24 protein-coding genes and 2 pseudogenes are annotated in these 23,604 nt (G+C 70.8%); 14 read left to right on the top strand and 12 right to left on the bottom strand.

From position 1 onward, the window contains the following. Positions 1–99 precede the first annotated feature (99 nt). Complete coding sequence (locus tag ACJOT3_RS01205) at positions 100–513, top strand: hypothetical protein (protein ID WP_406967796.1); 414 nt, start codon at positions 100–102, stop codon at positions 511–513. 169 nt (positions 514–682) lie between these two features. Here the strand turns inward: ACJOT3_RS01205 and ACJOT3_RS01200 are convergent, their stop codons facing one another. Continuing rightward, positions 683–2,893, bottom strand: coding sequence for a bifunctional copper resistance protein CopD/cytochrome c oxidase assembly protein (locus tag ACJOT3_RS01200; protein WP_406967794.1), 2,211 nt, complete (start codon positions 2,891–2,893; stop codon positions 683–685). A 307-nt stretch (positions 2,894–3,200) separates the two neighbouring features. On the opposite strand from ACJOT3_RS01200, the gene ACJOT3_RS01195 reads away from it, so the two are divergent. The 4 genes from ACJOT3_RS01195 to ACJOT3_RS01180 all read left to right on the top strand — a co-directional run bounded on the left by ACJOT3_RS01195 (position 3,201) and on the right by ACJOT3_RS01180 (position 7,916). Further along, positions 3,201–4,442: an amidohydrolase family protein gene (locus ACJOT3_RS01195; protein ID WP_406967792.1), complete on the top strand. Its 1,242-nt coding sequence runs from the start codon at positions 3,201–3,203 to the stop codon at positions 4,440–4,442. 104 nt (positions 4,443–4,546) lie between these two features. Next, the gene (ald, locus tag ACJOT3_RS01190; protein WP_406967790.1) at positions 4,547–5,662 is read left to right on the top strand and encodes an alanine dehydrogenase; all 1,116 of its coding nucleotides are present in this window, start codon (positions 4,547–4,549) and stop codon (positions 5,660–5,662) included. A 439-nt stretch (positions 5,663–6,101) separates the two neighbouring features. Continuing rightward, complete coding sequence (locus tag ACJOT3_RS01185; RefSeq protein ID WP_406967788.1) at positions 6,102–7,232, top strand: enolase C-terminal domain-like protein; 1,131 nt, start codon at positions 6,102–6,104, stop codon at positions 7,230–7,232. Between the two features lie 228 nt (positions 7,233–7,460). Next, positions 7,461–7,916, top strand: a complete 456-nt coding sequence (locus ACJOT3_RS01180; protein ID WP_406967858.1) for a MaoC family dehydratase — start codon at positions 7,461–7,463, stop codon at positions 7,914–7,916. Positions 7,917–7,966: 50 nt separating this feature from the next. Here ACJOT3_RS01180 and ACJOT3_RS01175 read toward each other — a convergent pair whose 3' ends face one another. The 6 genes from ACJOT3_RS01175 to ACJOT3_RS01150 all read right to left on the bottom strand — a co-directional run bounded on the left by ACJOT3_RS01175 (position 7,967) and on the right by ACJOT3_RS01150 (position 13,459). Continuing rightward, complete coding sequence (locus ACJOT3_RS01175; RefSeq protein WP_406967786.1) at positions 7,967–9,688, bottom strand: glycosyltransferase; 1,722 nt, start codon at positions 9,686–9,688, stop codon at positions 7,967–7,969. Further along, complete coding sequence (locus ACJOT3_RS01170) at positions 9,675–11,672, bottom strand: glycosyltransferase family 2 protein (protein WP_406967784.1); 1,998 nt, start codon at positions 11,670–11,672, stop codon at positions 9,675–9,677. Before ACJOT3_RS01170 ends, ACJOT3_RS01175 begins: the two co-directional genes overlap by 14 nt. A 559-nt stretch (positions 11,673–12,231) precedes the next feature. Next, complete coding sequence (locus ACJOT3_RS01165) at positions 12,232–12,375, bottom strand: hypothetical protein (protein ID WP_406967782.1); 144 nt, start codon at positions 12,373–12,375, stop codon at positions 12,232–12,234. Positions 12,376–12,378: 3 nt separating this feature from the next. Further along, on the bottom strand, positions 12,379–12,618 hold the full coding sequence (locus ACJOT3_RS01160) for a hypothetical protein (protein WP_406967780.1): 240 nt from the start codon (positions 12,616–12,618) through the stop codon (positions 12,379–12,381). Beyond that, positions 12,615–12,857 carry a hypothetical protein gene (locus tag ACJOT3_RS01155; RefSeq protein WP_406967778.1) on the bottom strand — a complete coding sequence of 81 codons (243 nt, stop codon included), beginning with the start codon at positions 12,855–12,857 and terminating at the stop codon, positions 12,615–12,617. Before ACJOT3_RS01155 ends, ACJOT3_RS01160 begins: the two co-directional genes overlap by 4 nt. Next, positions 12,833–13,459: a hypothetical protein gene (locus tag ACJOT3_RS01150; RefSeq protein ID WP_406967776.1), complete on the bottom strand. Its 627-nt coding sequence runs from the start codon at positions 13,457–13,459 to the stop codon at positions 12,833–12,835. The genes ACJOT3_RS01155 and ACJOT3_RS01150 overlap by 25 nt, the downstream gene beginning before the upstream one ends. A gap of 229 nt (positions 13,460–13,688) precedes the next feature. Here ACJOT3_RS01150 and ACJOT3_RS01145 point away from each other — a divergent pair, with 229 nt between their 5' ends. From ACJOT3_RS01145 to ACJOT3_RS01135, 3 genes are all read left to right on the top strand, one after another. Further along, positions 13,689–14,546 (top strand): helix-turn-helix domain-containing protein, encoded by an 858-nt coding sequence (locus ACJOT3_RS01145; protein WP_406967774.1) that lies wholly within the window; start codon positions 13,689–13,691, stop codon positions 14,544–14,546. 11 nt (positions 14,547–14,557) lie between these two features. Then, positions 14,558–14,740, top strand: a complete 183-nt coding sequence (locus tag ACJOT3_RS01140) for a DUF397 domain-containing protein (RefSeq protein ID WP_406967772.1) — start codon at positions 14,558–14,560, stop codon at positions 14,738–14,740. 179 nt (positions 14,741–14,919) lie between these two features. Next, entirely contained in the window at positions 14,920–15,117 is a 198-nt protein-coding gene (locus ACJOT3_RS01135; RefSeq protein ID WP_406967770.1) for a DUF397 domain-containing protein, read from the top strand. 40 nt (positions 15,118–15,157) lie between these two features. Here the strand turns inward: ACJOT3_RS01135 and ACJOT3_RS01130 are convergent, their stop codons facing one another. The 4 genes from ACJOT3_RS01130 to ACJOT3_RS01115 form a co-directional block, all read right to left on the bottom strand. Next, positions 15,158–16,231, bottom strand: coding sequence for a hypothetical protein (locus tag ACJOT3_RS01130; RefSeq protein ID WP_406967768.1), 1,074 nt, complete (start codon positions 16,229–16,231; stop codon positions 15,158–15,160). Then, entirely contained in the window at positions 16,218–17,159 is a 942-nt protein-coding gene (locus ACJOT3_RS01125; protein WP_406967766.1) for a phosphotransferase, read from the bottom strand. The genes ACJOT3_RS01130 and ACJOT3_RS01125 overlap by 14 nt, the downstream gene beginning before the upstream one ends. After that, positions 17,152–18,270 carry a hypothetical protein gene (locus tag ACJOT3_RS01120; RefSeq protein ID WP_406967764.1) on the bottom strand — a complete coding sequence of 373 codons (1,119 nt, stop codon included), beginning with the start codon at positions 18,268–18,270 and terminating at the stop codon, positions 17,152–17,154. Before ACJOT3_RS01120 ends, ACJOT3_RS01125 begins: the two co-directional genes overlap by 8 nt. A 90-nt stretch (positions 18,271–18,360) precedes the next feature. Further along, on the bottom strand, positions 18,361–19,218 hold the full coding sequence (locus tag ACJOT3_RS01115) for a helix-turn-helix domain-containing protein (RefSeq protein ID WP_406967762.1): 858 nt from the start codon (positions 19,216–19,218) through the stop codon (positions 18,361–18,363). Between the two features lie 117 nt (positions 19,219–19,335). Here ACJOT3_RS01115 and ACJOT3_RS01110 point away from each other — a divergent pair, with 117 nt between their 5' ends. The 6 genes and pseudogenes from ACJOT3_RS01110 to ACJOT3_RS01085 form a co-directional block, all read left to right on the top strand. Further along, positions 19,336–19,863 (top strand): DUF6879 family protein, encoded by a 528-nt coding sequence (locus tag ACJOT3_RS01110; protein ID WP_406967760.1) that lies wholly within the window; start codon positions 19,336–19,338, stop codon positions 19,861–19,863. A gap of 28 nt (positions 19,864–19,891) precedes the next feature. Beyond that, entirely contained in the window at positions 19,892–20,092 is a 201-nt protein-coding gene (locus ACJOT3_RS01105; RefSeq protein ID WP_406967758.1) for a DUF397 domain-containing protein, read from the top strand. Positions 20,093–20,224: 132 nt separating this feature from the next. Beyond that, positions 20,225–20,665: pseudogene (locus tag ACJOT3_RS01100) on the top strand (methyltransferase domain-containing protein); the annotation flags it as partial. A gap of 23 nt (positions 20,666–20,688) precedes the next feature. Further along, positions 20,689–21,846, top strand: a complete 1,158-nt coding sequence (locus ACJOT3_RS01095; RefSeq protein WP_406967756.1) for a methyltransferase domain-containing protein — start codon at positions 20,689–20,691, stop codon at positions 21,844–21,846. Between the two features lie 169 nt (positions 21,847–22,015). Further along, positions 22,016–22,546, top strand: coding sequence for a DUF6879 family protein (locus tag ACJOT3_RS01090; protein ID WP_406967754.1), 531 nt, complete (start codon positions 22,016–22,018; stop codon positions 22,544–22,546). Next, a pseudogene (locus tag ACJOT3_RS01085) lies at positions 22,543–22,668 on the top strand (helix-turn-helix domain-containing protein); the annotation flags it as partial. The gene ACJOT3_RS01090 and the pseudogene ACJOT3_RS01085, both read left to right, overlap by 4 nt. A gap of 42 nt (positions 22,669–22,710) precedes the next feature. Here ACJOT3_RS01085 and ACJOT3_RS01080 read toward each other — a convergent pair. Continuing rightward, positions 22,711–23,475: a transposase family protein gene (locus ACJOT3_RS01080; protein WP_406967752.1), complete on the bottom strand. Its 765-nt coding sequence runs from the start codon at positions 23,473–23,475 to the stop codon at positions 22,711–22,713. Between the last annotated feature and the right edge of the window lie 129 nt (positions 23,476–23,604).

Here is a 23,604-nt window from a genome sequence, read left to right as displayed (position 1 = left end):
ACCGGCACCGGCCGACGAATCACACGGGGCGGCCTCACCGAGGCCGCTCGACGGCCCTAGGAGCATCCCGGGGACGGGGCCCGGCGGACCGGTGGAAGAATGACCAGCGTGAATTCGCTGGTGGACATCGCTGTGTTCGGAATCGTGGGCGCCATCCTGATGGCGGCCCTGGTCGGTCTGCTCCTGGTGGCCTCGGGCCGCCCGGGCGGGCTCTCCCCCGGGCTCCAACGGGCCTTCGCGGGCGCGGCCCTGGCCCTGCTGGTGGCGGTGCCGCTGCTGGCCGCGATCAACGTGCTGTCGGCGGGGGCGACGTTCTGGCGGGCGTTCGGGGTGGCCACGTGTGTGGCGGCGATCGCCGCCGCCGTCAACATCGGCCTGTCGCCGCTGATCGCCAAGCGCCAGGGCGGCGCGGGGACGGCGCTGCGGCCCTCGCTGCCGGTGTTCGCCGTCGGCCTGGTGCTGTGCCTGGCCCTGGGCCTGGTCACCGCCGGATTGGCCGCCCTGTTCGTCTGACGCCTCCGAGAACCACGAGAGGGCCCGCGGATCCCCGCGGGCCCTCTCCCGCGTTCAGGGCCCCTGTGCCTCCTCCCGGGCGCGCACCAGCGGGATGACCTCGGCCAGGGCGTCGTCGCCCCGGCGCCAAGAGGGCCCCGGATGTCACATCCGGGGCCCCGCGGTGTCCTCAGGCCCCGTCGGCCTTCCCGTCCTCGGACTCCTCGGCGGGGTCCTGCTCCTGCGCCGAAGCCTGCGCCGGGCCCGCACCCTGCGCGCCCGACATCGCCTTGTTCCGCCGGTCGAGCTCGGCCAGGTAGGCGTTGTAGGCGTCCAGGTCGGCGTCCTCGGACCCGTCGCGGCGGGCGTGCCGCTCCCGGCGCCGCTCCTGCTTCTCGTCGTCGCGGGACCACTGCACCACCAGCGCCAGCATCACCAGCAGCGTCGGGATCTCGCCCAGCGCCCAGGCCACGCCGCCGCCCGCGTACTGGTCCTCGGCCAGGCCGTCGATCCACGGGACCTCGAACTGCCCGTAGAAGTCCATGGCGATGGGCGCCGTCTGCATCATGATCGAGATGCCGAAGAACGCGTGGAAGCCCATGGCCAGCAGCAGGAGCAGGATGCGCAGCAGGTAGGGCATCTTGCGGGGCGCCGGGTCGACGCCGACGATCACCCAGTAGAAGAGGAACCCGCTGAGCAGGAAGTGCACGCCCATGAACAGGTGGCCCAGGTGGTCGTTCATCAGCGTGGGGAACAGCTGCGTGAAGTACAGGGCGTAGGGGCTGAACACGAACAGCGGCGTCGCCACCGCCGGGTGCGTCACCACCTTGGAGAACCGGCTGTTCAGGAACAGGTTGAGCCACTCCCGCGGCCCCCGGTCCCCGCGCCGCCTCGCCGGGCGCAGCGCCCGCAGCGCCAGGGTGGCGGGCGCGCCCAGCACCAGCAGGATCGGCGAGAGCATCGCCAGCACCATGTGCTGGATCATGTGCGCCGAGAACAGCACCATCGCGTAGGTCGCGTACCCGCTGAGCTGCACGGCCACGATGCTGAGCAGGCCCGCCGCGAAGGCGACCGTGCGCCCGACCGGCCAGGAGTCGCCGCGGCGCAGCAGCCGGGTGACCCCGGCGGCGTACAGGCCGCCGGCCACGACCACGAACATGATGAAGAACAGGTCGGGCCGCCACAGCGTGAGCAGGTTGTACACGTCCATGGGCGGCGGCACCGGGAAGCCCAGGATGAGCGCGGCCGGGTCGACCCGGCTGTCCAGCGGCGGGGGCGGCGCGGTGCGGCCCAGGCCCACGGAGATGCCGATGACGAGCGCCATGATGAGGACCTCGACGGCGGCGACGCGCAGGAACAGCAGTCGGCGGCGGGCGGGCCAGTCCGGCTGCTTGGCCGCCCTGTCCAGGCCCTTGAGCGCGAACTCGCGGTGCAGGTACCCGAGCGCTCCCAGGATCGCGAACAGCACGACCTTGAGGACGATGATCATCCAGTAGGGGTTGGTCGTCAGGGTTCTGACGGTGTCCGTGAGCGCGAACGCCACGGCCTCCCAGGCGGTGGCGTCCGCCGGGGCCGGGGAGATCTCGAACCGGGCCAGGGCGCTGGCCAGGCCGCTGATCGCCACGCCGGTGTAGGCCCACAGGGCCAGCCTGCTGAACCGGGCGGCCGCCGTCTCCACCGCGTCGCCGCCGGCGCGCATCGCGTGGAAGGTGAGCAGGGCCAGGCCGCCGGTCCACACGCTGATGGTGATGATGTGCAGGGCCAGCCCGGTGACGGCCAGCTCGTGCGCCCCCGCGGAGGCGGAGTGGCCGGTGAGCGCGGGCGGGGTGAGGGCGACCAGCGCCAGGACGAGCAGCCACAGGGCGCCGGTCGCGCCGGTGACGGTGCGGCCGAACAGCAGGATCCCGGTGGTGAGCAGGATGACGAACATCAGCGCGATGCCGCCGGACACCGATCCGGCGTAGGCGGTGACCTCGTCGACGCTGACCTGGCCCAGCGGCCGGGCCAGGAACTCCGACGCCTGGAAGTACAGGGTGCCCACCGCGCCCGCGGCCCAGGCCAGGGCGCTCCAGGTGGCGGCGTGCACGTAGCCGACCGCCTGGCGCGACAGCCGCCCCTTGTCCGAGGGCAGCAGGACGACGGACAGCAGCAGCGACCCGACGGTGAGCACCGCCGCGGTCTCCATGACCGCCTTGGACAGCGGCAGGCCCCAGCGCACGGCGTCGCCCGCGTCCGGCAGGCCGGGGATGATCTCGGCGAACGCGGCGCCGCCCAGGGTCAGGGTGAGGCTCAGCCCGGCCAGGACCAGCAGGGCGGCCACCGCGGCCAGGACCGCCGTCGTGGACGTGCGGGGCGCCCCGGCGCGATCCGGGGACTGGGTGATCTTTGCGGGAGGAGCCACGTGCCACTTCCGTCGTCGAGGTCGTTCAAGGCGGGGGTGCCGCCAGGTCGTCGAAGGGGGCGGCGGCTCGGCGCACTCCAGCGTAAACCGTCCACTACAGGGCACCGGTCGGGGGTGGGACAACACCTCCGGCGCCGCAGGGGCAGCGGCGGGAAGTGGCGTTCGCCCCTCCTTTGCGTGTTCTTCGCGATACTCTCGGTGCTCCCGGTCGGGACGCAAGGCCCCCGGGCCTCGTCGTCCGCGTGCGGCCCCTCCCCGCAGTGCCTTTTGTGTTCCTCCATCGCACACACCTGAAGGGGAAGACGCGATGACCGACTTCGACAGTGTGATCCGGTCCAGGCGAGTGGTCACCCCCGACGGGGTCGTCCCGGCGGCGGTCGGCGTCCGGGACGGCCGGATCGAGGCGGTGGCCGCCCCCGGCGTCCGCTGGTCGGCCCGCGAGCAGGTCGACCTGGGCGACACCGCCCTGCTGCCGGGGGCGGTGGACCTGGGCACGGGGGTGTACGACCCGGGCAAGGAGCCGGACCGGGCCTACCGGGAGGCGGGTGCGGCGGCGCTGCGCGGCGGGGTCACCACGCTGGTGGTCTCCCCCGCCCCGGCCCGGCCCGCGGTGATCTGCGCCGACGACCTCCAGGCGCACCGCCGGGCGGCGGCCGGGACTCCGGTGGCGCTGTACTTCCTGGGCGGGGTCACCCCGGGCAGCGGCCCCCTGGACCTGGCGGACCTGCGGGCGGCGGGCGCGGTGGCGTTCCAGTGCTCGCTGTCGGACGGCGGCGCCCCGGACATGGCGGCGCTGGACGACTCCTGGCTGCGCAAGGCCATGGCGGAGCTGGCCGCGCTGGACGCGGTCCTGCTGGTGCACGCCGAGGACGCCCGCGAGCTGGGCGTGCCGCCGCTGACGGCGGAGCAGCGCCCGCCGCGGGCCGAGCGCCGGGGCCTGGAACGCGTGATCTCCGCGGCGCGTGCGGTGGGGACCCGCACGCACGTGGTGCCGTTCACCGCCGCGGAGTGCGCGGCGCTGCTGTCGGCGGCCGGGTCGATCGGGGTGGGGCTGAGCGCGCAGACCTGCCCGCACTACCTGTGCCTGCCCGCGGAGGTGCTGGACCCGGAGTCGCCCGCGCACGCCTGCCGCCCGCCGCTGCGTTCGGACGCCAACCGCAAGGCGCTGTGGAGCGCCCTGCTGGAGCCGGACTCGGCGATCACGACGGTGTCCTCGGGGCACCTGCCCGCGCACGGCCTGTACACGCTGGAGTGGAGCCTGCCGGCGCTGTGGACGGCGGCGCGGCGCCGCGGGGCGGGCCTGGAGCTGCTGTCCCGGTGGACGGCGGAGGCGCCCGCGCGGCTGCTGGGGCTGGCGGGCAAGGGGCGCATCGCGCCGGGCTGCGACGCGGACCTGGTGGCGTTCGCGCCGCAGCGGCCGGTATCGGTCCCGCGGGTGGATCGCAGCCCGTACGCGGGTAGGGAACTGGTCGGAGAAGTCGGCCCGGTCTGGGTCGCGGGCATGCGCGCGCCCTCGGGCGGCAGTGGCCCGTCCCACACCTGGCCTTGACACCCTGTCAACAAGATCGCCGACACGCTGTCAGGTTGGCGATGGCGTCACTGCGCCTTCCCAGGTGACAGTGGGGGTATCAACGGAGATATCCAGGAGGAACCGTGCGCGTCGGCGTGCCCCGTGAGATCAAGAACCACGAGTACCGTGTGGCCATCACCCCGGCCGGAGTTCACGAACTGACCCGCCGCGGACACGAGGTGTCCGTCGAGCGCGACGCCGGTCTGGGCTCCTCCATCACCAACGAGGAGTTCGAGGCGGCGGGCGCCCGCATCCTCGACACCGCGGACGAGGTGTGGGCCGAGGGCGACCTCATCCTGAAGGTCAAGGAGCCCATCGCCGCCGAGTACCACCGCATGCGGGAGGGCCAGACCCTCTTCACCTACCTGCACCTGGCGGCCTCCCGCGAGTGCACCGACGCCCTGCTGGACCGCGGCGTCACCGGTATCGCGTACGAGACCGTGCAGCTGCCCGACGGCTCCCTGCCGCTGCTGGCCCCGATGTCGGAGGTCGCCGGCCGACTGGCCCCGCAGGTCGGCTCGGTCACCCTCCAGCGCCCCAACGGCGGCCGCGGCGTCCTCATGGGCGGCGTCCCGGGTGTGCGCCCGGCCCGCGTGACGGTGATCGGCGCCGGCGTGTCCGGCCTCAACGCCACCCAGATCGCGGTGGGCATGGGCGCCGACGTCACGGTGCTGGACCTCAACGTCAACAAGCTGCGCCACGTGGACTCGCTGTACCGCGGCCAGGTCAAGACGGTGGTGTCCAACTCCTTCGAGCTGGAGCTGTCGGTCCTGGAGTCGGACCTGGTCATCGGCGCGGTGCTGGTGCCCGGCGCCAAGGCCCCCAAGCTCATCTCCAACGAGCTGGTGTCCCGGATGCGCCCGGGCGCGGTGCTGGTGGACATCGCCATCGACCAGGGCGGCTGCTTCGAGGACTCCCGCCCGACCACGCACGACGACCCGACCTTCCGGGTGCACGACACGGTCTTCTACTGCGTGGCGAACATGCCGGGCGCGGTGCCCAACACCTCCACGCACGCCCTGACCAAGGACACGCTGCGCTACGCGGTGGCGCTGGCCGACAAGGGCTGGCGCCGGGCGCTGGCCGAGGACGCCGCGCTGGCGGGCGGCCTCAACACCTTCGCGGGCGAGGTCGTGTCCGCGCCGGTGGCCGAGGCCCACGGCCTCAAGCACCGCCCGCTGGACGAGGTGCTGGTCTAGCGCCGACGCTTCCGGACCTGCCCGGAGGCCCGCGAGGCGCCGGCGGGGTTCTGGAGGCCCTGGAGGAGCGGTCTTCGAGGAGAGGTCTGTGGCCGAAGGCCATCCGTTGAGGACCTTCTGATTCTTGACGGGTGGGCGAGGACTGCGACGGAGGGGCCACTGTACCTCCTGAAACCCATTCCCGCCCTCAAAGGGCGCCGAGCACGGCAAAGGGAAAGGCTGCCGGCCGTAGGCCGTCCGTTGAGGACCTTCTGATTCTTGACGGGCGGGCGGAGCGGAGGGCCGAAAGAAGCACAGTGGGAGGACGTCCGGGCAGGTCCGTGCCGTTCGGGGTGGTCGGCCGGGTCGGGCGCGGGTACCGTCGAGGAAGGACGGAGCCCGTGTCCGGCCGCGGGCCGGAAGGACCGAGACGGGCCCACGAGGACCGAGGTGGGACAGCGTGGGACACACCGGCTCGACGACCGCGACCCGGATCGTCGAACTCGAACTGATCCGGCTGCGGCCCCAGGGCCGGGGGCGGCGCGACGACGGGGACGGCCCCGTGCTGGTGCGCGTCGCCGACGGCGAGGGCGTCAGCGGATGGGGCGAGGTGCCCTGGGCGACCCCCGCGCAGTGGGCGGAGCTGCGTTCGGCGTACGCCCCGGCGCTGCTGGACCACGGGTGGACGCGCCCCACGGAGGCGGGCGCGGCCTGGGCGGACCTGCCCTGGGACCCGGCGCTGGCCGGGGCCCTGGACACCGCCTGTTGGGACCTGTGGAGCCGCCAGCGCGGCACCCCGCTGGCGCACGCCCTGGGCGGGGAGCGCACGGCGCTCACGGCGGGGGTGACGGTGGCCCGGACGGTGAGCGTGGAGACGCTGATCATCGAGGTGAACCGCCAGGTGGGCGCGGGTTTCCGGCGCATCCGGCTGGAGGTGGCGCCGGGCTGGGACACCGAGGTGGTGCACGCGGTGCGGTCCCGGTTCCCGTTCCTGGTGCTCCAGGTCGACGCGGGCTGCCGCTACTCCGAGTCGGAGGGGCACCTGGAGGCGCTGCGGGCGTTGGACTCGCTGGAGCTGCTGGCGATCGAGGACCCCTTCCCGGCCGACGACCTGGGCGCGTACGCCCGCGCGGCGGCGGAGCTGCGCACCCCGGTGGCGCTGGGGCGGCCGCTGTGCTCCCTGGAGGATTTGGACCAGGCGGTGCGCGTCGAGGCGGGGAGCGCCGTGAACGTGGACGTGTCCCGGCTGGGCGGGCTGACCCCGGCCCGGCGGGCGGTGGACCTGGCGGTGGACGCCGGGTGGAAGGTGTGGTGCGGCTCGTCCGCGGCGACCGGGGTGGGCCGGGCCGCGACGGTGGCGCTGGCCTCGCTGGCGGGGGCCTCGCTGCCGGTGGAGATGCCGGGGGCGGGGAACCGGGGGCGCGACGGGCTGGTGGCGCCGCCGGTGCGCGCGCACGAGGGCGTGGTGGCGATCCCGCTGGCGGAGAGCGGCCTGGGGCACGGGGTGGACCGGGCGGCGGTGGCGGAGCGGACGGCGGAGGCGCTGCTGGTGGACACCTCGGGGCGGCGCAGAGCAGCTCGGGGGCGCTGAGGCCTGTGAGGGGCGGGGCCCTGCCGGAGGTAGAGAGCGGGGCGGGGCCTGGCCGGGGCTGGGGCAGGCCGGGGGCGTCGGTCCTCTCGGAAGCGTCACCCCCTGACGGAGGCGTTCGCCCCCTTTCCATTCCCTCCCGTACAGAGCCCTCTCAGCCCCTCCCATAACCGAACACTGTTAGGTAGAGTTGCCGCACCATCCGACCCGACCGAGGAGTGTGGAGGCGTGGTGCGCGTTTTCGCCGATATCGACGAGGTGATCGCCGCCCAGGGCGAGCACCTGGGTTACACCGACTGGATCACCGTCGACCAGGAGCGGATCACCGGGTTCGCCGAGGCGACCGAGGACCGCCAGTGGATCCACGTGGACGAGGAGAAGGCCGCCGCGGGCCCCTTCGGCCGCACGATCGCCCACGGATTCCTCACCCTGTCCCTGCTCGCGCACTTCGCGCAGACGATCATCAAGGTCGAGAAGAAGCCGTCGATGTCCATCAACTACGGGCTCAACAAGGTGCGCTTCCTCCAGCCCGTCACCGTCGGCTCGCGGCTGCGCGACGGGGTGGAGATCCTGTCGGTCCAGGAGACCCCCAAGGGGTACCTGGTCGCGACCAGGCACACGGTGGAGATCGAGGGGCAGGAGCGGCCGGCCCTGGTCGCCGAGTCCCTCGGGCTCTGGGTGCCCTGACACACGAAGGGCGCCGGGGAACCCGGCGCCCCTCTCATCTGTCTTTCTGCTCAGCGGGCGATGCGGCGCAGCAGGCGGCGCCCCAGCCCCGGCGTGAACCAGCGCAGCTTGCGCTCGGTCCGCTCGGCCCGGCGGCGCAGCCGGTCGATCTCCCGCTGGGCCCGGCGCAGCTCCGCGCGCAGCTCCACCGGGGTCGGCTCGGGTTCGGGTTCCGCGCCCGGCTCCCTGCGTTCGGTGCCCCAGGTGGCCTCGGCGCCCTCGGGCACCTCCACGTACCGGTTCGCGGACGTCCACTGGAGACCGCCCGTCTCCTCCACCACCCGGTCCAGGGCCGTGCCCTCCGCCTTGGGCGACAGGTGCAGGGCCCGGGCGAAGGCGGCGGCGCGCTCCAGGCGCAGCACCCCGTCACCGGCCCGCAGCGCCCCGGGCACCGGCGCGCACACCAGCCCGGCCGACTTGCGGTCGGCCAACCGCACCAGGTCGTCGACCATGCCGGGCAGCGGACGCACCCCGGTGGGCAGGTGGAGCCGGAACGGCACCCGGCCATCCGGTTCGGGCACCTCCTCCACGCACCGCACGCGCAGGTCGGCCCGGTAGGTCTCGCGGATCAGGCGCAGGTCCAGCAGTTCCTCGGCCAGCGGCGACCGGCGGCCGTCCGTGAGTTCCTCCCAGGGGCCCTTCAGTAGCACGCGCACGTCCGGCGCGGTCCCGGCCAGCAGCGGGGCGACGGTGGCGTCCACCTCCTCCAGGGTGTGGCCCGCGGCGTCCACGACCACCTCCGCCCGCGGCACCTCCCACACCCGCGCGGGGCCCTTGGTGCGCAGGTGGAAGTCGGGAACCCGGTTGGCGACGTAGGGGGCGCGGAACCGGCGGCCCGCGTCGCGCTGGTCCTGCATCTGGGAGCGGCCCAGGTGCCAGGAGTCGGCCTCGTCGTCGGGGACGAACAGGGCGCCCCGCTCGGCCAGCCGGTGGCCGAACTCGCTGTCGCCGCCCAGGACCAGGTCGGGGTCCATGGCCCCGGCCTGCTCGAACAGGGCGCGGTGCAGGGAGCCGGTGGCGCCGATGTACACCTTGAAGGCGCCGTACCCGGCGGTGCGCAGGCCGTCGGTGCCCTCGATGAGGTCCGCGATCCAGTGCGGGTCCGCGGCCTCCCGGTCGAACAGTGTTCCGGCGCGACCGGCGGCGACCTCCGCGCGCACCCGCTCCGGGTTCAGGTCCCCGGTGAGCATGGACGGCTCGAAGTCGACGAACAGCTTGTGGCCCAGGACCACGGCGTAGTCGACGAGGTGGTGCCAGCGCATCTGCGCCTCGATGTGCTCGCGGTAGACGAGCATGTCGGCGTCCAGGCGCAGGACCACCTGGCCCGAGGAGGCCGCGACCCCGGTGTTCACGGCGTGGCCGGAGCCCCAGGCCCCGGCGGCGGAGGTGATCAGCCGGGTGTTCTCCGGGACCACCGGCGGCAGGGCGAGCGGTTCGGGCGAGCCGTCGTCGACCACGATCACCTCCATGAGGTGTGCGGGGTAGCTCTGGGCGGCCAGCGAGGCCAGCACCAGGGCCAGCTTCTCGGGCTGGCCGTGGGAGGGGACCACCACCGACACCGACAGGCTCGGCGTCCACTCCCCCAGCGTGGGCGGTTCGAGGATTCCGTACTCGTTGCGGCGCACGCGCGGCTGGTCGGCGAAGTCCACCACCGGCCGCGGGCGCGGACCGTGCGGCTCCGGGTTGTTCCGGTGCGGGCCGTGCCGGCGCGGGATGCTCTCAGAAGTGCTCAACGTGTCCCCCCGTGTGCTGCTCGGTGTGGGCGCGGTCGCCACCGAAGGGGGTGGGCTCCCCCTCCAGCAGGGAACTGGGGCGGCGGCCGATCCACTGCTCGGTGTGGTTGCGCAGGAAGTAGCCCAGGTCCACGTTCCAGGTGTGGCCGCCGCCGGCGCGGCGCAGCAGGTAGCCGAAGCCGTGGGTGCGGTAGATGCGGCCGCCGGAGCGGGTGACGGCCATCAGGAACTGGCTGTCGATGGCGCGCGGTCGGGGGCGGAACCCGCCGACGTCCTCGATGACGACCCGGTCGGCGAGGATGGTGCTGCCGACGATCGCGGGGCTGGGCACCTCCGACCGGTAGCCACGCCAGACGGTCAGGTCCAGCTCCTCCAGGTAGGTGAAGTTCTGGCTGATGCCGACGACGTCGGCGCCGGAGTAGGCGCGGGCGAGCATGAGGTCGGCGAGGTGCTCGGGGCCGTACCAGTCGTCGTCGTCCCACTTGGCGATGACCGTGCCGGAGGCGCGGTCGACGGCCTCGTTCATGACGGCGCCGAACACGGTGCCGCCGTCGGCCTCGTGGACCACCAGCGGGATTCCGGTTGCGCGGAACTGGGCGATCTCGGCGGTCACCAGTGTTGCGGGGAAGCCGTGCAGGGCGAGGACCGCCTCGAAGCGGACGTGGCGCTGCCGGGCGATCTGGGCCAGGGCGAAGCCGACGAGTTCGGGGCGGCGGGTGCACAGCACCACGGACACCCGGGTCTGCGGCGGCACGGGCAGCCCGGCCTCGGCCGCCAGCGAACGCCACCGGGTGCGGACGCCGTGCGTGCGCAGGGCGGCGCGGCGCAGGCGGATGCTGTGCTCTTCGCGCCTCATCGCGTCGGTGAACACGTCCTCGCCGACCGAGGGGATGAGGTCGATCAGATCGGCGCCCAGGCCTGCCGCCCACGCGGGGGCGGGGTCACCGACGACCGGGACACCCCCGGCGGCGAGCGAGGCGATGGCACGGATCGCGGAGGCGTCGCCACGGGCGGGCCAGGTGATCCGGACGCCGCGCAGGTGGCGGATGCGTTCGAGGTCGTTCTCGGTGACGGTGCCGTCGAGGGCGGGGCGGACGAGGACACCGGCCTCGTCGCGCACCACCAGGCGGCCGTCGGCCTCGGCGAACTCACCGAGCGGGCCCTTGGTCTTCTTGCTGAAACCGGTCGGATTGACGAACCGGTCGTCGATAGGAGCGACCCGGGCGACGGGATCACCCGCGTACACCCGCGCCTCGGGGACCGCCGCCACGGGGGCGGGGCGGTCCACGACGGGGACCTCGACGTCCTCCCAGAACGGCAGGCCCTCTCCGTCGTCCAGGCGCAGGACCACATCGGAGACCGGGGTGACGCGGTCGATCTCCACGGGGCCGGTGGCGCTCACGCCCCGGGCGGCGACGTCGCCGGGGCGCCAGAGGGCGGCGTCGGTGCCGTGCAGGCCGCTCAGAATCCCCACCCCGGGGCCGCGTCGGCGGCCGCGAGCGCCGTGGACCACGGCGGCCAGCGCCTCAGCGACGGAGACGCCGCTGGGGAAGCACAGCTCACAGGCCCAGCCACGGTGGTCGAAGCGGCGGACCCTCAGCTCGTGGAGGTCGTTCCACTCGTCGATGGTGGGGGCCGTGGGCACCAGCGGGCCCAGGTGCGAAGGCACATGCCGGGCCACCACGAGCAGATGAGCCGTCGGCGGAAGTTGCGTCGCGACGGTGACGGCCCGCCGCAGATCCGTCAGACCGCCCGCGACAACGACGGTGAGCCCGGTCGAAGCCGGTTCTTCCTCCCCACCCACCCCGGGAACCTCCACGGGGCGGCCCATGCCGTGCGCGTCGAGGTCGATCCGGAGGTCGTTGCCGCGTAGGCGCAGTGAGGTGAGTTCGGCCCGGTCGGGGCCCAGGTCCCCGATGAGGCAGAGGACCGCGGGTTCGTCCCCGCGGGTGCGCAGGGCTTGGCGGACGGCGGTGGTGATCATCGGGCGTCCTCGATCGTCTAGGCGAAACGGGGTGGGCGCTAACCGACCACGAGGCCCCATAGTAGACATGACGGTGACTTTTAGTGTCTTACCGTGCGCGTGTTGTCATATCCACTGCTCAGGCCCCGTCCGAAACACCAAAAAGGGCCACCCCGAAAGGCAGCCCCGCGGCGCCGAACCAACCACCGAAACCCCGGCACAAGACACCGAACAGCGAAGCGCACAACAGGCACCCCAGCATCAGCCGTACCGACCGCCACGTCCGCCGAGCACCCCCGAGAGATGCAGCTCAAAGACATCCGCAGGTCAGGGCCGGTTCCGTTCAGCCAGAAAGCGGCTAACGAGATGAGTGGAAGCCAAGTTTGACTAGTAGTAGCCAAACTTGACTACTTGAAGCGTGAAGTGGGGCCGGGGTGTGCCCCGGCCCCACCGGGGCCGCCCCTGCGCTTCCCCTCTCCGGCGATGGGTGCCGGTGTGCGGGGCGGCCGGTCGTGGTCCCGCGTGCCCAGGAGGACTGGTGGGGTCCGGGGCACGCGGGGGTTCGGAAGGCGGGTGGTGGTCAGTCGCCGTCGGTCTGGTCACCGAGGACCGAGCGCTGCCAGGCGAGGAATTCGCCTTGGCGGCGGACGGCGTTCTTTTCTTCCTCGGTGAGGTCGTCGGGGATGGGGTCGTCTGCCGGGTCGGTGTAGCCGGGCTTGTCCATGTCCTACTCCCTGCTCTCGGCGGTGTCCGTGGTGGTGTGGCGGGCCAGCAGGTCGCGCATGGCGGCGTGGTCGGGAGCGGCCAGGCGCTCGTGGGGGTTCGGCCCGGTCCAGCCGAGGGGCCGGTAGGCGACGACTTCCATGCCGCCGTCAGGGGTGGGCTCCAGGGTCAGCACCCAGCGGCCGTGGATGAGGTCCTCCAGCACCCGCACCCGCGGATCCGGGGTCGTGGGTTCGGTGGTCACAGGGCCTCCAGCGGGCTGCGCCAGATGAGCGGGAGCGGGTGGGGGTCGCGTCCGGAGGTGACCGCGACCCGGGTCGTGCACCCGTCCGTCGCGGCGTAGACGGCGCGGCCTTCCAGGGTGGGTCCGAGGTAGCGCAACGGAACGTTGTGGTTGTGGGCCCAGAACCCGAGGGTCTGGATCGAGGAGAACTCGCGGATATCGCACACCCGGCGCATCAGGCGGCCCTGCCCAGGTCCCACTTCAGAATCCGCGCGGCCGCCAGGGAGTCCTTCCACAACCCGTCCCGGTCGGCGGTCATGTGCGTGGTCTTCCGGAAGGTGGCGGTCCGGGCCCGCAACCGCGCCGCCGCCCTGCCCCTGGCCAGGGACGGCTTCGGCCGGGTGCGCGTGCGGGTGCGTGCGCCCTCCCGTAGGGCCTGGATGCGGGGCCGGGACGCCAGAGCGGCGGTGAACCCCGAGCCGGGCACCGCCTCGGCGACCGCGTCCGCGATCGGCGTCGACGCCGAGACCGAGAGTGCGGTCGGGGGTTCGGGACGCTGGTCCGGGCTGGTGCGGGGCTCCGGAACCCGGGGCCGGCCGGAGGAGGCCGTGCCGCTGACCCTGCGCGGTAGCGGTAGCGGTAGCGGAAGAGGGAGCACGGGCGGCACCGGTGCCGGGGTCGGGGCGGTGTGGGTGATCCACTGCCGTACCGCCAGAGCCAGCGGGGCCAGGTCCCGCCCCGGGTGGGTGACGTACATACGGGCCCGAGAGGCTCGGTGGGGCCGGTGCCATCGGAGGGCCTCGGAGGCCAGCCATCGGGCGGCCACGAGTTCGGAGCAGTTCAGGTAGCGGTATCGCGCCATACGCGCACACCTCCGGTAGGGGAGCCGGGTGGGAAGCCCGGCGGCTGCATCAGGTAGCTACATGGTCACCCGAAGGGCTAAAAAATGCAAGACCAACTTTTGAGTTAGTGAGATCATTCCTTGTAGATCCCTCACTCTAAGGTTGGCCATGTGTGAAATGTCCGAAAACCAAGATCCACGCATAGGATCGGGGCGCACATCGAAGTCCGCCTCCGACCAAGGAGTCCTGGTGACCAGTTCTCCGCCCCTGAGTAAGCGACGGCTCTCCCGCCTACTGCGTGAGAGCAGGGAGACTGCGGGTCTGACGGCCGACCAGGTCACCGAGAAAGCACGCGAACTGGGCGCCACACGGTGGTCGGCATCAAAGATCACCCGCTTGGAGCGAGACGAGTGGGTGCGCCCCAAGCTCGAAGACGTCGAAGTCCTGCTCGACATCTACGGCATCTCCGCACTCTCCGAACGCGATGAGTTCATCCGCCTCGCCAAGGAAGCCCGCCAGAAACGATGGTGGGCGAGCTACGCCGATGTCATCGGCCAGGGAGAGCTGACAGGCCTGGAACCCGGAGCCTCACGCATCCGCGATGTGGCCCTCACCGTGGTTCCCGGGCTCCTGCAAACACAGGCGTACGCCCGCGCGGTAGTCGTCGGCGGCGGCATCGTGGACCAGGACGAGATCGATCGACGAGTCGAGGCCCGCATGCTCCGGCAACGGATCCTCGATCCGCAGGCCGACGGCCCCACCTACTGGTGCATCCTCGATGAAGCCGCTCTGCGCAAGATTCCCGTGGAGCTTCGTGAGCAGCAGATTCGCCACCTCATCACGATTCAGCGCCCTAACCTGAGAGTCCAGGTGCTCCCAGACGGTGCCGGTCTGCACGCTGCCGTTGCCGGCGGGTTCACCATCCTGGACTTCGCCGAGGACTCCGGGCTGGTGTACACCGAGAGCGCAGCCCGCCAACAAGTGCTCGACGATGTTAATGACGTTGAGGGCTTCGACCTCGTGTACCAGTATGTGAGCGCAAGCGCCCTGGGGGTCCAGGAGTCCATCCGCTTCATGGAGGGCTTCCTGCCCGACCCGTCCAGCTAAGGAAGCATGAGATGCAATCCCACGACCTGATCTTCCGCAAGTCCTCCTACTCCGGTGCCCGCACCGAGAACTGCGTCGAGGTGGCGGACCTGCCCGGCGCATCAGCGGTACGGGACACCCAGAACCGGGAAGCCGGTCACCTCACCTTCCCCACCCAAGAGTGGGCAGCCCTGCTCGACGCTCTTCGACCCTGACCGGCCGAGGACGGATGCGGCCCCGACCAAGATGGTCGGGGCCGCATCGCTGCACTACCTGACGTAGCTCCCACGCCCACCGCGCCCCGGAAGGGGTGAACGAGGCAGGCGCAAAGACTCGGTGGCCTAATGAAACCAGGACGGGTGTGAGCGGCCAGTTACCGGGGGACGACGCAGGCATGACGATGCACGCTGACAACCCCCGCCCCCTCACCTTCCGCAAGTCGTCCTACAGCGCGACCGCGAACGACTGCGTGGAGGTCGCGGACCTCTCCACCGGCGGAGCCGCTGTACGCGACACCCAGAACCGTGCTGCCGGGCACATCACTTTCCCCGCCACGGAGTGGGCAGCCCTGCTCGACGTTCTTCGGCCCTGATCGGCCGACCCGACGCCTCCGATTACCGAACGCGCGTCCGCTATCGGGCCAGTGGAACAGAAAGACCCGACGTAGGGCGGGTGCGGGCGACCGCTCTCGGAGCGAGGCCGGCCAGGTAGGACCTGCTCGCCGTCCACGGGGTGAGTTCCACCCCGAAGGTGTCCTCTCCGTCCTGGGACAGGTGGACGAGCCTGCCCACCACGTGGATCGAATCCCCTGCCCGGAAAGCCCCCGTGTACGCGCCCAGGTACGACCGCAGGTGCACGATCCGGTCGGCGAAGGACTCGGGGTCGTCCACGGTCGAGTGCAGAATTCGATCGGCCCTGATCCGGTAGAGCGCAGGGGTCAGCACCCCCTCGGAATGGTCGGTCACCGTGGCGAGCAGGGTGATCTCGCCGATCTCCTTGGCCCTCATCGTGTCGAGTTGCCCAGGGGTGTCGGAGCGCAGGGGCTCGCAGTTAATGTGCGCTCCTACACCTGCGGTCATCCCCTGGAACTTGCGGCTCTCCTGCTCGATGAGGGTCTCGAACCGGCTGCCCTCCATGTACTTCGCCCGGCGCAGGTACAGGCGTGTGAGGTGTTCGCCCTCGTAAGCGTGAATGACCTCCCGATCCGCGAAGAGCTCCCGCGCGGCCTCATAACCCTCAGGGCCGTAGCTGACCAGGTCGATGTCCGACCACCGGTTGGCGCACCCCACCAGGAACGACCCGGTGACACCGAAGAGCGGTGACCACCCCCGCTCGGCGATGCGGTCGACGATGGCCAGCAGATCCCCACCGACACCGTTCGCCTCCGCCCGGCCGGTGTTGGTGCGGTGCAGCTCGGCGAGCGTGCGGCGCGCGGAGTAGTGGCGGACGACGTCCCGGCGCGGAACCCCCGTGATGACGCTGCCCAGCACATCGGAGTACACATAGCACTCCGGCCTGCACGCCAGGATTCCGAAGGACTTGGAGACGACGCTGTTCTGCTGGTAGCAGCGCCCGAACAGGACACGGTCGCCCCTGGGGTGCGGGTGGTACTTCACATATCCCAGGTAGTGCGAGTCGGGATGGACATCGCCGATGACCTTGAAGACGGTCCCGTGACGATCGAGCAGGTAGTCACGGTCGCGCACCCGGAGACCGGTGCTCGAAGTCGGCGAGGAGGGGGAAAACGGCGGTGTCGATGTTTCGTGTGCCTGCATATTCCTCTGCGCTTCGGATGAAGAGGGTTCGGCGATAGCGCCACTTGCGGTGCTTGGCGGGAGAGGCTCCGTCTTTCGGTCGCATACGGGCGAGGAAGAAGAAGCACTTGGCGAGTAGGAAATCCCCCGTGTGAGGGCTCAACGGCCTGCCGGCACACTGCCGGGCGACGTCGTCCAGCATGCCGGTGTAGCGGGCTCTCTGCTCCGGGGTGAAGGTGTAGCCGCGGTTCCCGCCCTTGAAGGCGGAGATGTCGAGCATGGGGTAGACGTCATAGCCCAGCGGGGCCGGCGCATGGTGCTGCCAGTCGATGACGGCGTCCGGAAAGGCGTTGGGCAGCCCGTAGTCCAGGTGGCCGTGGCACAGGGGTACCTGCGCGAGCCGGTCGACGGCGGTGTCGATCAGGGCCCGGATCTCCTCCGTGTCCAGGTCCGGGTTCTCCGCGAAGACCTCCTCGACGAACCCCGCCCGGTGGAACCATGCCTTCACCTGCGCCTGTGCTCTCGCCCCCTCGACCGGATGAGCGGCCTGCGCCCGCAGCAGCCGCGAGGAGATGGCCGCGGCGGCATCGACGAGTGAGTCATCGACCGCTCCGTCACCGTCCTCCGCCTGGGCCATCGCGAGGTCGTGGAGACTGCGCGCACCCGCTTCGGGCTCGGTGAAGTAGGACTCCTTCCCGTCGGCCCCCACCTCGATGGGCCGGGGCACGGGGAAGCCGAGATCGGCGAGAAGACGCTGGTGCTCGCCTTCTTCCTCCACTTCGGGGCCGCCGGTCCGCTTGTAGAGCCGTTCGCCGGGCGAGTACCAGACGGCTCCCCCGTCCGAGGCGGTCCTGACGGTAATCAGTTCCCAGTCAGACAACGGCTGCGGTCCTTTCCGCGATTTCCGCCAAAGCGGCGGCGAGGAGGCGTTTGTCCATCACCCAGGATGTGCCTCCCCGAAGGATCTCTTCCCGGACCCTGCCGAGCCGCTCGGAGTCCTCGGGCATGGAGCGGCTCCGGTGCACCTTGAGGAAGTACTTCAGGAACGCGGGCAGTTGGCCGGAGTCGGTCCGGTTCTTGTTGTGCCAGGCGATGAGGGGGAGGAAGCGGGTCTCGAACACCTGCCGTTCCCGGTCACTGGTGCGGTACAAGGAGTGGAAACTTTCCAGCCGGGACATGGCGTCGTAGGGGACGCGCCCATGGAGGGCGTACCGCATCCGGTGCCCCTGCCAGGAGGTGAACCCGGCTCCGTGGGCGGCGACGTGGGCCACGGCGTGAGCCGTCGCCGTCATGGCGACCTCGGGGACGCCCAAGCTCCGGGCGGCGCTGAGTACGGCCACATGCACACCGGTTCTCGGATCCAGCACGAGACCGTCCAACCCGAAGGGATCCAACCGGATCCCATGGGCGCGGGTACGGGACAGCAGGAGGCGGTGGGGCGCCTGCCCGACCACCGCCTCCAGGTGCCGAGGGTGTCGGCGATGGTGGCCGTGAAGAAAACCTGAGAGGGAGGGTGCTCCCTCGGCCGGTTCGTGTACGAGGTGTCTGGTCCGGCGCGTACGCAGGTCGGTTCCGCCACACGCGGTGCAGCGGTCTGCGACGGGGCCGATCATGTGTCCGCAGGCGACACATTCCCGGACCGCTGTCCACTCGATATGCAGAGAACCACGGCTGAGGCCTGCGTCGATCATCTCCAGGGCCAGAGCGCCGACGTCGGGGTCAGAGTCGGTGAGGATCCGTGCGGGGACGGACAGATCCGAGCCGTACTTGCCGAGTAAGGCCCGGTACTCGGATTCCTCTCGCCCAGCGGAGGAGTTCGCGCCGAACCGCAGGTCCCCGGCCAAGGTGACGGTGTTCCACAGATGCGGTGGCCTCGGCAGACCGAGCATGGCGTCGAGCGTCTCCGCCAGGCGGATCCCAACGGCCTTACCCGGTAGGTCGCGGAAGGTGAAGTCCCCGTTCTGGACAGGGCCGTTGAGGAACAGGACCACAGCACCTCCCAGTTAGATCAAGACTTATTTAAGACTAGATTGAGACTAAACCTGGGCGTGGAGAAGGTCAACGGTTTTCGTCGGCCCGAGTCACAGGGAAGCCGAGAAGTCCCTGAGGTAGTCGCGGCTGGCCGCCTCGTCCAGGGCGTGCTCGGTGAGGGCGGCGTGGATGTCCCGGTACTGGCCGACCTCTTCGGGGTCGGTGATCGCCAACTCCCGGGTGAACGTCTCGACGATGACGGTGGGTTCACCGGGGATCTCGAACAGCAGGAACCCGTTGCTCTGGAGATGGCCGAAGGGCGAGGACAAGGGAAGGACGCGCAGCGCGACGTTGGTGAGCGTGGCAACGGAGAGCAGGCGGTCCACCTGGGCGACCAGTAGGCCGACGTCGTGGGGGTACCAGCGCAGTGCGGCCTCGGTGAGGGTGAACTCGAAGCGTCGCCCAGGATCGTAGAGGGTCTCTTGGCGGCGCATCCTCGCCGCGACGGCCTCGGGGACATCGCGCTGCCCGGAGAGGTCGACGGCACTGAGCACCTGCCGTGCGTATTCGGCGGTTTGCAGTAGGCCGGGTACCAGGGAGGGCTGGAAGGAACGGACGATTTCTGCACGCCGCTCCAGTGCCCGGACCCCGTCTTGACCGGAGCGCAGCCCACGGGCGTGCACCACCCGCCAGTGGCGGGACTCCACCAGGGCGGCCTCTGCCAGCTCCGCGCTTTGCCGCACGACATCCTCCGGGGCGCGGCAAGCGTCCAACCAGGCCCTGACGTCGTCGGTGGTGGGCCTGGTACGGCCGTTCTCGATCTTGGAGACCTTCGACTGCGACCAGCCCAGGGCATCGGCCAGTTCCTGCCCGGACAGGCCGTGGTCCAGCCGGGCGGAGCGCAGCAAAGAGGCGAGCTCTTTTCTGGGACCGTCGGCTCTCTCGCCCTGGGTCGTGGACTCCTTCATAGTATTCCCATTCAAGTCTTGCTAGTCTCTTATTTTGATCGAGATGTGAGGTGTACAGACTAACGTGCACACGGCTGTCACCGACTTTGGGAGCACGCAGCAGTGAACGTGATGGCGATGTCCGACTTCCTCGGCACCTTCGACGACTTCCGCACCCAGGTCTTCCGGATGGAGACCCTGGACTTCTACGACTCCCCGAGCGAACGCGTCCCCTTGGCCAACTTCCGGCAGGGCCGTCCCCAGGACGCGTCCTGGCTCGGGCCGTGGTCGGAGCGGGTGCGGTCCGCCCGGGACAGGGGAGCCCTGTTCCGCCGCGTGCACGTGGTGGACGAACCCCTGACGGAGTACCTGGTCTTCGAGCTGACGTGCGCCTACCCCTCGAATATCAGGGCGGGGGAGGAGATCGGGGTCCTGCCGCGTGAGATCGCGAAGGAACTGCACATCCCCGACGAGGACTATTGGCTGTTCGACGACGACCGCACCGGAGTCATGGTCTACGGCGACGACGGCGCACTCAGGCATGTTGAGGTCACCACGGATCCCGTGCTCGTCGGCGAGCACGTTCGCCGACGCGAGGCCGTTCTGGCTCAGGCCACCCCGTTGCAGCAGTACATGGCTCAAGCAGGACTCACACCGCAGGTCTGACAGGCTCAACGAATCCTGGAGGCAGAAGATGAACCCCCCGTTCAATGACTCGGACTTCCGCAAGGCCAGCGGGAGCGGAAGCGGTGACTGCGTCGAGGTCGCCATCACCCGGCACACCCCTGACGCCGTCGGCCTGCGCGACTCGAAGAACCCGCGGGAAGCCTTGGTCCTGCTCACGGCCGCAGAGTGGCGGGCCTTCATCCGCACTGCTCGGGGCGACCGGCTCTGACCACTCCGACCACCTTCGGCAACCGCCCGGGAAGTAGATGGACCTTCCCGGGTGGGGACGGGCAAGGGTCCTGAAAGGACAAAGAGCCCGTGCAGTGCCCGCTGTGCAAGGGGACCGGGAAGGCATGAGGGAATGATCGACCTCGACCGGGCGCACGCCCTTCTGACCGATCGGCTGGATGCCACCGACGAGATCCGGGCCGCCTTCGCGGCCCACCCCCGCCACACGTACATCCCCGACGTGATCTGGCCTGATGCGGTCGGGGCGCCACTCGACCGGGCCGATGACCCCGACCGGTGGGCGGATTCGGTCTACACAGGCGACTACGTCACCACCCAGGCCGAGAACGGCGGTGCGGGGCCCGTGAACATCCCGACGTCCTCGTCCTCCGCGCCCCAACTCATGGCGGACATGCTCCGGGCCGCCGAGATCGCACCGGGCATGCGTGTGCTGGAGATCGGCACCGGCACCGGGTGGAACGCCGCACTCCTCGCCTGTCTCGTGGGCCCGGCGGGGGCGGTGACGAGCGTGGAGATCGACCCCGACGTGGCCGCGCACGCCCTGGAACGCCTGGCTCGGAGAAGTAAAGAGCCCATATGACGCGTTCAGCGGACACCGACCCCGCAGCTCCCGGGTCCGGGCACGCCGACCGGTTGGCCCGCGAGTTGGCCGCGAACGGCAGCGTCCGCTCGGCCGCGTGGCGGCGGGCCTTCGCCCACGTGCCACGCCACCTGTTCGTCCCGGCCTTCCACCTCCGCACCGACCAGGGCACCACGGCTTACACCGACCGGACGCCGGGATGGTTGGAGGCGATCTACAGCGACGCCACCCTCATCACCCGCTTCTCTCCCGACGGGCTGGCCGCCAGCTCCTCCACCGAGCCCTCGCTGATGGCGTCGATGCTCGAACACCTCCAGGTGCAGGACGGTATGAAGGTCCTGGAGGTGGGCACCGGGACCGGCTACAACGCCGCCCTGCTCAGCGAGCGCCTGGGGTCGGGTCTGGTGACCTCGATCGACGTCGACCGGGCGCTGGTCGCCCAGGCCCGGCAGGCTCTGGAGGCCGCCGGGTACCGGCCCACCCTCGCTGTGATGGACGGCACCCAGGGCTACCCGCCCAACGCCCCCTACCAGCGGATCCTCGCCACCTGCGGGCTCGGCCGCGTACCCACCGCCTGGCTCGGCCAACTGGACGGGGACGGGCTGGTCCTCGCCAACGTCGGCCTGGGCATGGCCCTTTTGCGCAAAGAGCCGGACGGGCACGCACGCGGGCGTTTCCTCCCCGACGCGGCGGGGTTCATGCGACTGCGCTCAATCTCCGTCCCCGGCGTGCCCGCCCTGGACCGTGTCCTGTCTGCGGCGGCGGGCGAACCCGACCGGGTGCACCAGGAGGCCCGGGTTCCCGGCCTGGACGACCACGCCATGGCCGAGTTCCTGCTGTCCCTGCTGCTGCCCTACGCGCTTCGCATGGTCCAACACCGGCAGGAGCACGAGGTGCACTGCGTGCTCGACGGGGCCTCGGGGGCGTGGTGGCGCGCCGAGGTCGACGGCGAAGGGAACGCCACGGTCGGCGAGGGCGGCGGCCACCTTCTGTGGGCGCCCTACCGTGCCCTGCTCCGGTCCTGGGACGAGGCCGGCCGACCCGGGATCGGCCGGTACGGGCTCACGGTTGACCCGGACGGACGACACCACCTCTGGCTCGACACCCCCGACACCCCGAGCATCGCGCTGGATCACCTATCGGACGACCGCTGATCGAACCGAGTCGGCATGGGCGTACGACGGCGACGGTGAGCAAAAGCGGACATTACGAGAGATTGTTCTCCCGGCGACTACCGAAGCCTGCCCCCAGGCTGATTCGCTCCGGAATACTCAAAGCACTCTTCCCGCACCCTGTTGACGCGCTTCGTCCCCAAGGAGTGACGTGTCCGACCTCGTTTCCGGAGAGGCCTTCAACGACCTCTTCCGGCACTACCGCCACACCGCCTGGCGGCTGGAGACCCGCACCTTCTACGGCGTTCTCATCGAGAACGAGCCCTTCCAGCGGTGGCTGGTCGGGGACGACTCCGACATCGAGTGGTTCCAGCCCTGGCTGAGGATGATGCGGGCCGAACTCGCCACCGGCAAGCGCATGGAACGGGTCCGGCTCATCGACGACCCGCCCTCGGACTACCTGCGCTGGGAACTGTGGGGCACCCCCTACAACCTCGGCATCGGCGAGGACATCCGCTACCTGCCCCGCACCCACCCGATCGTCGCCGAGCTGCCCGACCATGACTTCTGGGTCTTCGACAGCCGCACCGTCGCCCGCCTGGAGTTCGACGACAAGGGCAACGTCCTGGGCGCCGCGCTCACCGAGGACCCCGAACAGGTGCTCACCGCCCTCCAGGCCCGCGACGCCGCCTGGCACCACGCCCTGACCTTCACGGAGTACATGGCCACCCGCGCCCTATGACCGACTACCGGACCGCCCGTACCTCCCTCGGCGTCCGCCTGCGCGAACTCCGGAAGGAGGCCGGGCTGTCCGGGAGAGAGCTGGCGGCCCGCGCCGGGTGGCATCCCTCCAAGGTGTCCCGCCCCTGGACAGACCTCGGAGAACACCCCTTGAGTGAGCCTTTTTCATCCTGCTTCTCGGAGCTGAAGGACCAGCACCGCGCGGGTGATCTGGCCGGCGCGTTGCGGGCAGCAGCGCAGGCGGCGCAGGATGTCCCACTGCTTGAGCCGGGCGATCGCGCGCTCGCCCGGCGAGCGGAGCTTGGCGTGTTCGGAGTTGGCGTCCTTCTTCCACTGCGGCTTGCCGCGCCCCTTGAACGGGCAGAACACCACGTCCGAGAGCCCCACGTATCCCTTATCGCCCAGGCCGAGCAGTCCCGCGGCTCTGATGCGCTCGGCGATCCTCCAGACCCGGGCGGCCCGGGTGTCGTGCACCGAGCCGGGCAGCGACCAGGACGTCCACAGCGGTTCGCCGTCGGGGGCTGCGACGACCTGGATGTTCATGCCGTGCTGTTTGTGCTTGCCGGAGTAGAAGGGCCGGTCGGCCGCCACCCGGTCGCAGGCGATCAGCGTGCCGTCCACGATCACGTACGCCCACCCCTTGCGGCGGGCGCGGCGCAGTCCCTGCTCCAGGGTGGGGGCTTGGGCGGCGAGCAGGGCCGTGGTCTCGTGCACGTAGCGCCAGGCGGTGGTGGTGCCGACGCCGAAACCGGCTGCGACTTGGGCGAACGGTTCGCCCTTGTACAGGTGGACCAGGACGAGCAGGGCCTGGGCGGCCGGGTCGAGGCGGCGCCATCGAGAACCGGTGTCCTTGCGGTGGGCGCGGATGGTGCGGGCGGCCAGGTTCAGGGTCCGGCGTGACAGGGGTAGCGCGGCACGGTAGAACAGCATGTGGAGCCTCTGGTGGGGCGGGTTTTCTTGGTCGTTAATCCATCTACCAGGGGCTTCTTGCTGTTCAGAAGGGCTTCAGGGAGACCGGTACGGGGCTGTGACCTGCACCTTCAGGATGAAAAAGGCTCA

This window comes from Nocardiopsis protaetiae (assembly GCF_045446735.1).
GTDB classification, from domain to species: Bacteria; Actinomycetota; Actinomycetes; order Streptosporangiales; family Streptosporangiaceae; genus Nocardiopsis; species Nocardiopsis protaetiae.
The sequence above is the reverse complement of the archived record's forward strand: the minus strand, read 5'-3'. Positions and strand labels throughout refer to the sequence as shown.